This window comes from uncultured Phascolarctobacterium sp. (assembly GCF_905212365.1).
Taxonomy (GTDB): Bacteria; Bacillota; Negativicutes; order Acidaminococcales; family Acidaminococcaceae; genus Phascolarctobacterium_A.
On record NZ_CAJMEH010000065.1, the window covers coordinates 1 to 11,885 of the forward strand.

Consider the following 11,885-nt stretch of genomic DNA (forward strand, 5'->3'; position numbering starts at 1 on the left):
AGCGCCCACCACACAAACGTTAGAGCGCCGACCACAGCTTTTGGCAAAGACCCTTTTTAATATAGGCGCAAATTTCCTTCGCGCACTGCATTCCTGCAAATTTTTCCAACGCTCCACCTCGTGCAGACCGGACGCGCATTTTATTTAAAATATGTCGCTATGGCTTCCGGTCCTCATAAGGTACAGCAAAAGCTCTTTCTCAATGGTTTCGTACACAAGCAACCAATCAGGTGAAATATGGCATTCCCGGCATCCAATATAATCCCCGCTAAGGCTATGGTCCTTGTATTCGGCAGGTAAAGATTTTCCTTCAGCTAATATCTCAACAACTTTTTCAAGCAACCTTATATCATATCCGCGTTTCTTAATGCGTTTGAAATCTTTTTTGAAAGCTGCTTGGTACTTAATCTTCAGCATTCAAATCCTCCATCAGCTCGGCCACAGAGGAAAAGCTACGGCTCAGCCCTACGCCGTTTTTAGCATCTTGAATAGCTTTTAACGTTTCGGTATTAGGAATGGGCGTTCCAATCCTAAACGGGATAGCCTGCTCGCGTACAGCTTGCCGAAGGAACATATTTACCGCCGTGCTTAAGCTCAAGCCGAAACTTTCAAACAGCGCCTGGGATTCATGCTTCAAAATCGGGTCAATTTTAATATTTGTGCTTACTGCTGTCATAACGTCACACCACCTTTTTATTTTTATTTTAATCCTAAAGTATTTACCTTGTCAACATTTTAGGCAAGAGCGACCTTGGGTTTATTTTAATTGCATTTGAGATTATAAAATTTCTTTTTCCTCCTCGCGCTGCATCCCTGCGAAATTTTCCCAACGCTCCACCGCGTGCAGGATAGCCGCGCCTTTGTCGTGTTTGTTTGTAGGCAGCTTATACATAGCGATTGTGGAGCCGCAGGCGAACGCAAAGCTTAGCATATCATATGCCCGTGTGGTATAATATTGTAGAAAAATAGTTGCAAGCCGTCTTATTTTTTTGCGGCGGCTTACGGAGGAACACCATGCCGACTTTAAATTGGATTGGAAAAGATAAAGTGCTTAACCATCATCTGGAAACGCCGTTCCATGTCTTGGAAAGAAAATATAGTTTCGATGAACAAGGACAACACGACGAAGACAACGACAGCGAAAACATGATTATCCAAGGCGACAATTTATTGGCGCTGAAATCTTTGCTGCCCAAATACGAAGGAAAAATCAAATGTATTTACATAGACCCGCCCTACAATACTGGTAACGAAAACTGGGTGTACAACGACAATGTCAGCGACCCGCAAATACAGCGCTGGCTGCACCAGGTTGTGGGCAAGGAGGGTGAAGACTTGTCGCGCCACGATAAATGGCTGTGTATGATGTACCCGCGCTTGAAATTATTGCAGCGCTTGCTAGCGGACGACGGCGCGATTTTTATCAGCATCGACGATAACGAGCAGGCAAATTTAAAATTGATTTGCGATGAGATTTTCGGCGGTAGAAACTATATTGAGAGAATTACAGTCATCGTTAAAACGGAAGGTAGAAGGTACGGACAGTTTGCAAAAACGCATGAGAATATATTAGTGTACGCAAAAAATTTAGAACTAATAGATTTTAATGAAGTAGAAATTGAAGGTAAGGAATACCAATACTTTGACGAGAATGGAGGATTTAATTTAAAAGGATTGCGCAATCGTAACGTAAGAGCCTTTAATTCAACAAATCGACCTAACTTACGCTATCCTTTTTTTGTAAACATCAACAATCCTGATAAAAATGGATTGTGTTCAGTTAGCGTTTATTCTATAGATGGATATGTTGAAGTGTGGGCGCAAGAAGTAAACGGACTAAAAAGTGTTTGGCGTTGGGGTAAAGATACTTCACAACTCAATAGTTCTTCACTTTGTGCATATAGAGGGAATGATGGCATTATAAGGATATTTCAGAAAGAGAGGAAACTAACAGAAATTCCTAAAACTGTATGGATTGATAAATCTTATACTTCAATATTCGGAACGAAAGAGCAGAAAGATATTTTTGGAAAAGCCATATTTGAATTTCCTAAACCGTCAAAATTAATAGAAAGAATTTTAGAAATATCCACTGACAAAGACTCCATCATCCTCGATAGCTTCGCAGGCAGCGGCACGACGGCGCACGCAGTGCTGAACATGAATAAGCGCGACGGCGGTAGGCGCAAATTTATCTGTATCGAAATGATGGACTACGCCGACAGCATCACGGCCGAGCGCGTCAAGCGCGTTATCAAAGGCTATAAATCCGCAGACGATAAAGAAGAATTTATTTACGACGCGGAATTAAAGCCGTCCAATTTGGCCGACGCGCCGCAAATGCTGGCAGAAGCTAAAGCAGCTAAAGAAAAAGCCAAAGCGAGCGGCGTGTACACGAGCGTAGGCAACCCTAAAATTGCCGCCAACCATTTGCAAGTAACGGCCAAAATTAAAGCGACGCAGGAAATCGTCGGCACTGGCGGCAGTTTCAGCTATTACGAACTGGGCGCGCCGCTTTTAATCGGCGATGCGCTGAACGAAGCGGTAAGCGAAGAAAAAATCCGCGAATACGTTTATTATATGGAAACGCGGCAGGCTTTGCCGCCCAGAAATCTTGCCGAGCCTATGCTTTTGGGCGTGCAGCATAATGCGGCTTATTATTTTTATTACGCCAAAAACGCGCGGACTATTTTAAACAGGGAATTTTTGCATACTATTAAAACTAAAGCCCAAGTTTATGTAATTTATGCGGATGTTTGCGCGCTTGCGGAAAAAGAATTACAAAAGTACGGAATTACTTTCAAAAAAATTCCGCGCGACATCGCGAAGCTGTGACGGTGGTGGAATATGGAATTAAAAACTTACCAGAAAAAAGTAATAGAAGATTTGCAAAGCTACCTGCAAAGCTTATCGTGCAGCGCCAGCCTAAGCGACGCCTGGGAAAATTATTGGCGCGACAAAAATATCGCCGTCGCTCCCAGCGGCGCGCCGAAGTATAAAGATATTATCGAGGGCGCGCCCGCAGTCTGCTTAAAAGTGCCGACCGGCGGCGGCAAAACCTTTTTGGCCTGCAACGCGATTAAGCCCATCTTTAATTTTATGCCGCAGGAAAAACCGAAGCTGGTAGTTTGGCTGACGCCGTCCGACGCCATTTTGGAGCAAACGCTGAAAAACTTGCGCCTGCCCGGACACCCCTACAAGCAATTTTTAGATAGGGATTTTGGCGGCAGAGTACAGGTATTGGATAAAAATATGCTTTTGAGCGGGCAGAATTTTTCAGTAGACGCCTTGCAAAGCCAACTCACGATTTGCGTATTAAGCTTCGACTCGCTGCGCATCAATTCCGACCGCCGCTGTGACAGGAAAATTTATCAGGAAAACGGTAATTTAGCAAGCTTCGCCGCTTTTTATAAAGACGATGATATTTTGCTGGCAGGCACGCCGGAAACTGCGCTCATCCAAGTTCTGCGCCATCTGCGTCCGGTGGTAGTTGTGGACGAAAGTCATAACGCGACCTCTCCTTTAAGCGTAGAAATGCTGCAAAATATTTATCCGTCTTTTATTTTAGAATTAACCGCTACTCCCAGAAAAAACAGCAATGTTCTATCCTATGTCGACGCGCGGGCTTTAAAAAACGAAAACATGGTCAAGCTGCCCGTTATCGTTTATAATCGCAGCAGTCGTGAAAGCGTTATCGCCGACGCTATCCAATTCCGCGGCAAGCTGGAACAAAAAGCTTTAGAAGAAGAAGCGGCGACGGGCGACTATATCCGCCCCATCGTTTTATTCCAGGCGCAGCCAAAAAATAATCGCGACAATACGACTTTCGATAAAATTAAAGAAATCCTTTTGGATATAGGTATACCGCAGGAACAAATCGCCATCAAAACCAGCGAAAAGAACGAGCTGAAAAATATCGATTTGCTGAGCAAGAATTGTCCCGTGCGTTATATCATCACGGTCAACGCGCTGAAAGAAGGCTGGGACTGCCCTTTCGCTTACATTCTCGCTTCGCTGGCTAATAAAACTTCGTCCGTCGACGTAGAGCAAATCTTAGGACGCGTTTTGCGCCAGCCTTACGCAAGGCAGCGGCAACATTTTCTCTTAAATTCTTCCTACGTTTTCAGCTGTTCCAACGATTTTCGCCGCACGCTGGACAGCATTGTAGCCGGGCTTAACGGCGCGGGTTTCAGCCGCAGCGATTATCGCGTGGGCGCCGAAAGTGAAGCGCAGCCGCAGGGGCAGGCGCGCGCCGAGCAGCAGGATTTATTTGGCGAAACGAAAAACGAAAATGAAAACGGCGCGGCAGATAATTTTGCCGACGTGTCGCCGCAAAACGTCAAGGAGCAAGTCGAAGCCGCTTCGCAAGATAGCAAGACACTGCAAGAAATGGAAGCGCAGGCAGAGCGGCAGACGCAGGAATACGAAACGGAAACCGCTGCGGAAAATTTTATGCAAGGGGAGGAAGCGCAAATGCAGCGCAAGTTTAAAATTAAAGACGATAACCTTACAGCGGCGAAGGAATTACATATTCCCCAATTCTATATCAAATCCGAGCCGGATTTGTTTGACGATAACAGTTATGTATATTTGGAGCCCGAAAACCTGCTGGACGGCTTTTGCCTTACAGGGCAGGACGCCAATGTTGATTTCAAATTTGCGTCGGGCGAAATGTATTCTGTGGACATAGCCAAAAGCGGCGAAGCTGTGCCGCAATACAGGATGGTTACGCAAAGCGATAAACAAAAATTGCGCGAGTATCTCGACAGTCTGCCGCAGGACAGACAAATTGAAACCTGCATAGGCGCTATTTGCGCCGTCATCAATCGCAACAACGCTTACGAAAGCGCGGAAATCAAAGATTATGTCCGCCGCGTCGTCGCCGGCCTGCATAGCGACGATTTGACTGCCATGCTGACGTCGAAGGAATTTTACGCCAAAAAGATTCGCGAAAAAATTGATTCCCTTGCTGCGGCCTATAGCAAAAGAAAATTTGCGCAGCTTATGGACGCGGGCGAAATAGAATGCTGCGAACGCTACGTCTTGCCGGATTTCATCACGCCCGTCAATTTTATCGACGCGCTTCCTAAATCGCTTTATGAAGCGGAAAAAGACGATATGAATGAATTGGAACGCAAAGTGCTGGATGTGATTATCAGCAACGATAATATAGTTTGGTGGCACAGAATCAGCGAACGCCAGGGATTTTGCATCAACGGCTTTATCAAGCACTATCCGGATTTTATGGCGTTCACCAAAACCGGCAAATTATTATTGATTGAAGCTAAAGGCGAGCATTTGGCGAACGAGGACAGCCGCAACAAATTGCTTTTAGGGCGCAAATGGCAGGCAGCGGCGGGGCGCGAATACCGCTATCTGATGGTCTTTGCCCAAAACGGTTTGCAGCTCGACGGCTCGTATAACTTAAATGAGTTTGCGGAAGTGATTGCAAGATTATAACGCGCCGCGCAATTTGAAAAACCGAATAGCATAATAAAAGCGTAAGCCCGGTTTAGCCGCCGGGTTTGCGCTTTTTGCTTCTTGTCAATTATGAGAACTATTTTACTGCGGCAGGAAAAACCGGCGGCGTTCACGAATATAAATACCGTTATGATTTTATAAGCGGAAAACGAAAGGAGCAACGCAATGAAAGAATTTGTCAAACAATATTTGGCCGGGCATTACGAGGATTACGTCAAGGATTTGGAGACGCTGACCAATATCGATTCGGGCAACGGCGACCGCGAGGGCACGGAGTGCGCCAATAAATTTGTGGCCGCTAAAATGGAAGCCATCGGCGCGACGACGGAGTTTCGTTATAACGACCGCGCCTGCCATTTGATTTCCCGTTTGCGGGGCAAGGGCAAGTATACGATTCTGCTGGTGGCCCATGTGGATACGGTTTTCAATAAGGGCGAGGCCGCCCGCCGCCCCTTCCGCGTTGATGAAAATAATTTTGCCTGGGGTCCGGGCGTAGGCGACGACAAGGCCACGGTGGTAGAGGTTATCTACGGCTTGGCGGCGCTGAAAGCGGCAGGCTTCGATAATTTTAAAGAGATTATTTATTACACCAACGGCGAGGAGGAGGGCGGGTCCAAAACGGCGGAGGCTATCGTGGCCGAGCTGAGCCAGCAGTCCGATTTCGCCATTATCATGGACGTGGCGCGTCCTAATTGGGGCATCGTTACCCAGCGCAAGGGCAACGCTAAATACCGCGTAGATGTAACGGGCATAGGCGGCCATCACGGCAACGCTTCCCAGGAGTGCGCCAACGCTATTCATCAGCTGGCTTATACCATTACCGAGCTGCACAAGCTGGCCAGCCCCATGCCCGGCAACCCCGCAGATTTTACGGCGGAAGCGCTCAAAGCCCGCGGCATTGTTGACACAGGCCAGTTTATTCCGCAGAACACAGTGAACGTGGGTGTGATTGGCTCTGCTAACGATAAAATCAGCGTTATTCCCGGCGACGCCTTCTGCGAGGTTAATATCCGCTGCTTTACCATTGAGGAGCAGCAGCGCATTGACGCCGCGGTGAAGGCTTTGGCAAATAAAATCGTTATTCCCGGCACCACGGTGAAAATTACCGGCGGCATCGTGACCGGCCCCATGCAGAAAACCGCTCAGGCGCAGAAGATGGTGGACGTTTATAAGCGCATCGTCAAAGAAGAATTTGGCGGCGAGGTCAGCGAATGGGTAGCAGGCGGCCTGACGGACGGCAACCGCACAGCTAAATTTGTGCCGACGCTGGACGCTTTGGGCGTAGAAAATTACGACGAGCATACGGATCACGAATCCGTAGATTTAAACACGGCTGTTCCCAGAACGGCGGCCTTCGCTTTAACGCTGGCCGAGCTGGCGGAGGTTTTTTAAACGGCGATAGATTTATAAATTGCTAATGTCAAGCAGGCTCCCGACTTGTGGTCGGGAGCTTTGCTTATCAGATGGAGTTTTGGGTAACGAATCGTTAGGCGAAACGTTTGAATTGATTCCAAAGTAAATTTTCATGACGGTAGAGACTTTTCATGGTATAATAGAATAGTTAAATTTTTTGTGATAAGGTGTGATTTGATGTCGAAAAAAAGTAATAAATACGCCGGTTACAATCCCGGCGAGGTGTACGATCCTACAGGCATGAATCAATATCTGGGCCTGGGCCGTCCTATTGATTTTGCTAACAAGGTTACTAAGGTCGCCATGATGTGCGCCGTTTTTATTTCTGTTGCCGTAACGCTGTGGAAATCTGCGGAGGGCATGGAATCCGGCGCTTCCGTTTTGACGGCGGTGGGCGCGGCTTTGGGCTTTCTGCTGTGCTATATGATTGCGCAGGAGCTGGACCCCGACCGTCAGCTGGGCGGCATTATCGGCGGCGGCCTGACGCTGGTGGGCTATCACTTTTTAGGCGAGGGCAATATTTTAGTTATGCTGTGGCTGCTGTTCGTGCTGCGTATGCTCAACCGCAGCTCCGGCGACCGTCACCGTCTGGCGGATAACGTCATCATCATCGGCTCGGCCGTTTGGCTGGGCAAGCAGGGCTTTTGGGTTTACCCGCTGCTGACAGGCGCGGCCTATGTGCTGGAAAGCCAGATTCAGGGAGGCTACTTCCGCAGCCTGTATTTAGCCGGTATTTCGCTGGCAGGCTTGATTATCGCCGAATACAGCAAGCAGCCCAATATTTTATCCATGCCGTATATTTATATTATGTGCGCCGCGTTTATTTTGTATCTGCCGGAAATCCGCGTAGCGGTATTTACTCAGGCCAAGGGCGATAAGAACGGCAAGCGTTTGCTGCCCCGCCGCTTACAGACCATGATGGGCTATTTTCTTATGGTGCTGTTCAGCCTGACCTTCCTGCACGGCGACGGCGCGGGCCAGCAGCTTTTGCCTGCGGCTATGGCGGCCATCGGCTGCGGTGCGTACCTGTTTGTGGCTTTGCTGCGCCATCAGGTGGCTTTTAAAAAATATTGATTGGGAGGATATAACCATGAGTGAAAACAGAAAAATTAAATTTACGACTAACAAAGGCGTTTTTGTAGCCGAAATGTTTGAGGACAAAGCGCCGCTGACTACGAAAAATTTTATCGACCTGACGGAAAAGGGCTTTTATGACGGCGTGATTTTCCACCGCGTCATCGACGGCTTTATGATTCAGGGCGGCGACCCCACCGGCACCGGCATGGGCGGCCCCGGCTATCATATTAAGGACGAGTTCGGCGAAGGCTTGAAGCATGACGACGAGGGCGTTCTGTCCATGGCTAACGCAGGCCCCAACACCGGCGGCAGTCAGTTCTTCATTACCCTGGCTCCCACTCCCTGGCTCAACGGCCACCACGCTATTTTCGGCAAAATCGTCGAGGGCATGGACGTAGTGCGTTTGATTGGCGTAGTGCCGACTGATTTCCGCGACCGTCCCCGTGAAGCGGTAATTATGGAAAAGGTTGAGGTTGTAAAATAAATGGCGGCTTATGTATATATGCTGCGCTGCAAGGATGGCAGCCTATATACCGGCTGGACTAACGACGTGGCCCACCGCCTGGCCATGCACCAATGCGGCAGGGGCGCGAAATATACTCGCGGACGCGGGCCGCTGGAATTGGCCTATGTGGAGGAGCTGCCGGATAAGGAAAGCGCCATGAAGCGCGAATGCGCGGTAAAGGCCTTGCCTCGCGCTGACAAGCTGGCCTTATGCGCGGCTTGGGAAAAAGAGTTGTAAATTTATTAAGAAGGTTACACTTTTATAGTGCAGCCTTCTTTTTTTATGGGCGTAAAGAATTTTTTGCGAAAAAGTGTTGACAAACTCGTAAAAGAGAGTAAAATAAGCCATAACATATAAAACCTATTGAATTTATATGATTATAGACAGGAGGATGAAATCCATGAAAAGCTTTACCGTTGTGAACGCTTCCATGATGCTGCGCGTCATGTGTATGTGTATGCCTTGTTGTACTATGCCTGCGCGGAAGTGTACTTGCTATAGAGTTAACGAATAGTAAGCCGAATACATTTTTGCAGGCGTCCGGCCTGCTTTTTTATTGCTTATATTTGTAGGAGGGAAGAATAGATGCTGAAGGTTACGGGTATTCGTAAAGCTTTTCAGGGAAACGAGGTGTTGAAGGGCGTAGATTTAGAGGTACAGAAAGGCGATGTGGTTACGATTTTGGGACCCAGCGGCAGCGGTAAAACCACGCTGCTGCGATGCATAAATTTTTTGGAAAAGGCCGACGCCGGGCGTTTGGATTTTGATGAGCAGCATTTGGATTATGTCGCCGTAACAGGCAAGGAAATCAAGGCTGTACGGCAAAAGACCGCTTTCGTTTTTCAAAACTACAATTTATTCAATAATAAGAACGCTTTGGAAAATGTTACGGAGGGTCTTGTCTACGGTCGCGGAGTCGCCAAGGATAAGGCGCTGGAAATCGCTAAAAAGGCGTTGGATAAGGTGGGCCTATCCGACCGTTACGATTATTATCCCAGCCAGCTCAGCGGCGGGCAGCAGCAGCGCGTCGGCATTGCCCGCGCAATCGCGGTGGAGCCGGAAATTATTTTGATGGACGAGCCTACCAGCGCGCTGGATCCGGAGTTGATCGGCGAGGTGCTGGCAGTTATTAGGCAGCTGGCTCACGAGGGCAAGACTATGGTTATTGTGACCCACGAGATGCAGTTTGCTAAGGAAATTGCTACACACGTAATTTTTATGGCCGACGGCAATATTGTGGAGGAGGGCTCGGTAGAAAAAATTTTTACCAACCCGGAGCAGGAGCGCACCCGCAGATTTTTGCGGCGCGTACTGCCGGAGGCCGAGTACATTATCTGATTTTATTTTACGAATTTGGAAAGGATGATTGAATATGTCTCAGAATAAAAAGGAATTAATTTTAGCGGCTTTGAATAATCAGCCGGTGGACCGAGTACCCGTAGGCTTTTGGTTCCATTTTACGCAGGAGGATGAGCGTGGTTTGGGCTTAGCTAAGCCGGAAATTATCGAGCGTAACGTGTCCGGGCACTTCGCTTTTTACGACGCATTTAAGCCGGACTTTGTAAAGATTATGAGCGACGGCTATTTTGCGTATCCCAACGAGCAGCTGCACAATGTAAAATCCTTAGCCGATTTGCGGGATATTCGTCCGCTAGGAGCGCAGCATCCCTGGATTCGGGGGCAGGTGGAGCTGGTGCGCCGTTTGACGCAAAAATTCGGCGGCGAGGTGCTGAGCTTCTATAATGTTTTTGCTCCCGTAAAATATTTGCGCCTGCTGCAAAAAGAAAATCAAAACCGTTTGGTGGCCGAGCTGATTACTAAGGAGCCGGAGGCGCTCAAGCATGTGCTGGATATTATCGCCGAGGATTTGGCCGAGCTGTCCCGTCTGGTCGTTACCGAGGGCGGCGCCGACGGCATTTACTTGAGTGTACAGAATATTCCTGAGCCGGAGGTTACTAAGGAACGCTATGAAAAAATTATAGCTCCCGGCGAGCTGGCAATTTTGGCTGCGGCCAATAGCGTCAGCAAAAACAATTTGCTGCATATCTGCGGGTTCCGCGGCAACCGCAACGATTTGAGCTGGTATGTGGATTATCCCGCTAAGGCTGTAAATTGGGCCGTGAATGTGGAGAATGTGTCTCTGGCCGAAGGCAAGGAGCTGTTTGGCGGCCGTGCGGTTATCGGCGGCTTTGACAATACGGCCGAAGGAATTTTGTACAGCGGCAGCAAGGAGCAAATCGCTGCCTTCACCGAAGGTCTAGTAAAGGGCGCGGGCCATAAGGGCGTTATTTTGGGAGCCGATTGCACCGTGCCTAACGATATCGACATAGCCCGTTTGGAAACTGTTCGCATAACTGCGGCGCAGTTTTAAAAAAGTTAGAGCAAAGACAGAGGAGTGGATTAAAATGTTGGATAAATTTTTGCATCGTTATTTTAAGTTCGGGATAGCAGCCGCTTTGGTGGCGGCGGTTGCTGTAGGCGTGACCGGCTGCGGCAAGGACGATAAGAGCGGCGCCGCTGCGGAGGGTAAAAAAATAGTAAAGGTAGCGCACCGCTCCGACTATGTGCCCTACTGCTTCGTCAACGAAAAAAATCAGCCGGACGGCTTTGAGGTAGCCGTGCTGCAGGAGGTTTCTAAAAAGCTGCCTCAGTATGAATTTAAATACGTCGCTACCTCCGACGACGATTTACTGATCGGCGTGGAAAGCGGCAAATACGATGTGGGCGTTAAAGGGTCGTGGTACACCAAAGCCCGTAAAGATAAATATATTTTCCCGAAGCATTATATTGCCGCCAGCGTTATCGGCCTGACCTTCCGCAAGGAGAATGCGGATAAAATTAAAGATATGGAAAGCTTCGCTAAATTCAGCGGCAAGCTGGTGCCTATCGCGCCGCAGAACGCGCAGTATGCGGTAGTGGAGCAGTATAATCGCGATCATCCCGATAATCAGGTTAAATTGCTGCCTTCGGAAAACTTCCAGGTATCCGACGCTTATACCTGGGTTTTGGAAGGCCGCTACGACGCCTATCTGAATATCGAGCTTAATCACATTAATAATGTGGTTAAGGAAAGCGGTAAATACCATAAATTCGCTGACAAGCTAGCCTATGCGCGCCATATGGCAATTCCTACCTATCCGCTGTTCAATAAAAAGGACGCGCAGCTGGCCGCCGATTATGATAAGGCTATAGAAGAGCTGCAAAAGGAAGGTAAGATTCTGGAGCTGGAAAATAAATATTTCGGCGAGGATATTTTTAAATACATAAAAGGCGACGGCATTATTGAAAAATAAATTGGGAAGCAAGGAGTGAGGCGGCTATGAGGCCCTTTGAACCGGAATTGATTTTATCGTTTATAGTGAATGTGCTGCCCTACCTGAGCGTTACTCTGGGCGTAGCGGCGGCCTCC

General features: G+C 48.2%; 12 protein-coding genes. 9 read left to right on the forward strand and 3 right to left on the reverse strand.

The genetic code is table 11. The features are described from left to right. Positions 1-144: 144 nt before the first annotated feature. From QZ105_RS09095 to QZ105_RS09105, 3 genes are all read right to left on the reverse strand, one after another. Positions 145-417 (reverse strand): type II toxin-antitoxin system YafQ family toxin, encoded by a 273-nt coding sequence (locus tag QZ105_RS09095; protein WP_293729605.1) that lies wholly within the window; start codon positions 415-417, stop codon positions 145-147. Then, positions 404-676 carry a type II toxin-antitoxin system RelB/DinJ family antitoxin gene (locus tag QZ105_RS09100; RefSeq protein ID WP_293729606.1) on the reverse strand — a complete coding sequence of 91 codons (273 nt, stop codon included), beginning with the start codon at positions 674-676 and terminating at the stop codon, positions 404-406. Before QZ105_RS09100 ends, QZ105_RS09095 begins: the two co-directional genes overlap by 14 nt. A gap of 102 nt (positions 677-778) precedes the next feature. Then, the gene (locus QZ105_RS09105; protein ID WP_293729607.1) at positions 779-931 is read right to left on the reverse strand and encodes a hypothetical protein; all 153 of its coding nucleotides are present in this window, start codon (positions 929-931) and stop codon (positions 779-781) included. Positions 932-1,014: 83 nt separating this feature from the next. On the opposite strand from QZ105_RS09105, the gene QZ105_RS09110 reads away from it, so the two are divergent. From QZ105_RS09110 to QZ105_RS09150, 9 genes are all read left to right on the forward strand, one after another. Further along, a complete protein-coding gene (locus QZ105_RS09110; RefSeq protein WP_293729608.1) occupies positions 1,015-2,835 on the forward strand; it encodes a site-specific DNA-methyltransferase in 1,821 nt (606 codons plus the stop codon). A gap of 12 nt (positions 2,836-2,847) precedes the next feature. Next, on the forward strand, positions 2,848-5,460 hold the full coding sequence (locus QZ105_RS09115) for a DEAD/DEAH box helicase family protein (RefSeq protein WP_293729609.1): 2,613 nt from the start codon (positions 2,848-2,850) through the stop codon (positions 5,458-5,460). A 186-nt stretch (positions 5,461-5,646) separates the two neighbouring features. Further along, positions 5,647-6,873, forward strand: coding sequence for a M20/M25/M40 family metallo-hydrolase (locus QZ105_RS09120; protein ID WP_293729610.1), 1,227 nt, complete (start codon positions 5,647-5,649; stop codon positions 6,871-6,873). A gap of 198 nt (positions 6,874-7,071) precedes the next feature. Continuing rightward, positions 7,072-7,968 carry a hypothetical protein gene (locus tag QZ105_RS09125; protein ID WP_293729611.1) on the forward strand — a complete coding sequence of 299 codons (897 nt, stop codon included), beginning with the start codon at positions 7,072-7,074 and terminating at the stop codon, positions 7,966-7,968. A gap of 16 nt (positions 7,969-7,984) precedes the next feature. Next, positions 7,985-8,455 (forward strand): peptidylprolyl isomerase, encoded by a 471-nt coding sequence (locus QZ105_RS09130; RefSeq protein ID WP_293729612.1) that lies wholly within the window; start codon positions 7,985-7,987, stop codon positions 8,453-8,455. Beyond that, positions 8,456-8,713 (forward strand): GIY-YIG nuclease family protein, encoded by a 258-nt coding sequence (locus QZ105_RS09135; protein WP_293729613.1) that lies wholly within the window; start codon positions 8,456-8,458, stop codon positions 8,711-8,713. Positions 8,714-9,061: 348 nt separating this feature from the next. Then, positions 9,062-9,814 (forward strand): amino acid ABC transporter ATP-binding protein, encoded by a 753-nt coding sequence (locus tag QZ105_RS09140; RefSeq protein WP_293729614.1) that lies wholly within the window; start codon positions 9,062-9,064, stop codon positions 9,812-9,814. 34 nt (positions 9,815-9,848) lie between these two features. Further along, entirely contained in the window at positions 9,849-10,847 is a 999-nt protein-coding gene (locus QZ105_RS09145; protein WP_293729615.1) for a uroporphyrinogen decarboxylase family protein, read from the forward strand. Positions 10,848-10,881: 34 nt separating this feature from the next. Further along, a complete protein-coding gene (locus QZ105_RS09150) occupies positions 10,882-11,769 on the forward strand; it encodes a transporter substrate-binding domain-containing protein (protein WP_293729616.1) in 888 nt (295 codons plus the stop codon). The last annotated feature ends 116 nt before the right edge of the window (positions 11,770-11,885 follow it).

Bases quoted from the DNA above. Each gene is read 5' to 3' on its own strand.
- QZ105_RS09115 (WP_293729609.1), top strand. From the start codon at position 2,848: ATGGAATTAAAAACTTACCAGAAAAAAGTAATAGAAGATTTGCAAAGC.
- QZ105_RS09095 (WP_293729605.1), bottom strand. From the start codon at position 417: ATGCTGAAGATTAAGTACCAAGCAGCTTTCAAAAAAGATTTCAAACGC.
- QZ105_RS09105 (WP_293729607.1), bottom strand. From the start codon at position 931: ATGCTAAGCTTTGCGTTCGCCTGCGGCTCCACAATCGCTATGTATAAG.
- QZ105_RS09145 (WP_293729615.1), top strand. From the start codon at position 9,849: ATGTCTCAGAATAAAAAGGAATTAATTTTAGCGGCTTTGAATAATCAG.
- QZ105_RS09130 (WP_293729612.1), top strand. From the start codon at position 7,985: ATGAGTGAAAACAGAAAAATTAAATTTACGACTAACAAAGGCGTTTTT.
- QZ105_RS09135 (WP_293729613.1), top strand. From the start codon at position 8,456: ATGGCGGCTTATGTATATATGCTGCGCTGCAAGGATGGCAGCCTATAT.
- QZ105_RS09140 (WP_293729614.1), top strand. From the start codon at position 9,062: ATGCTGAAGGTTACGGGTATTCGTAAAGCTTTTCAGGGAAACGAGGTG.
- QZ105_RS09100 (WP_293729606.1), bottom strand. From the start codon at position 676: ATGACAGCAGTAAGCACAAATATTAAAATTGACCCGATTTTGAAGCAT.
- QZ105_RS09110 (WP_293729608.1), top strand. From the start codon at position 1,015: ATGCCGACTTTAAATTGGATTGGAAAAGATAAAGTGCTTAACCATCAT.
- QZ105_RS09150 (WP_293729616.1), top strand. From the start codon at position 10,882: ATGTTGGATAAATTTTTGCATCGTTATTTTAAGTTCGGGATAGCAGCC.
- QZ105_RS09125 (WP_293729611.1), top strand. From the start codon at position 7,072: ATGTCGAAAAAAAGTAATAAATACGCCGGTTACAATCCCGGCGAGGTG.
- QZ105_RS09120 (WP_293729610.1), top strand. From the start codon at position 5,647: ATGAAAGAATTTGTCAAACAATATTTGGCCGGGCATTACGAGGATTAC.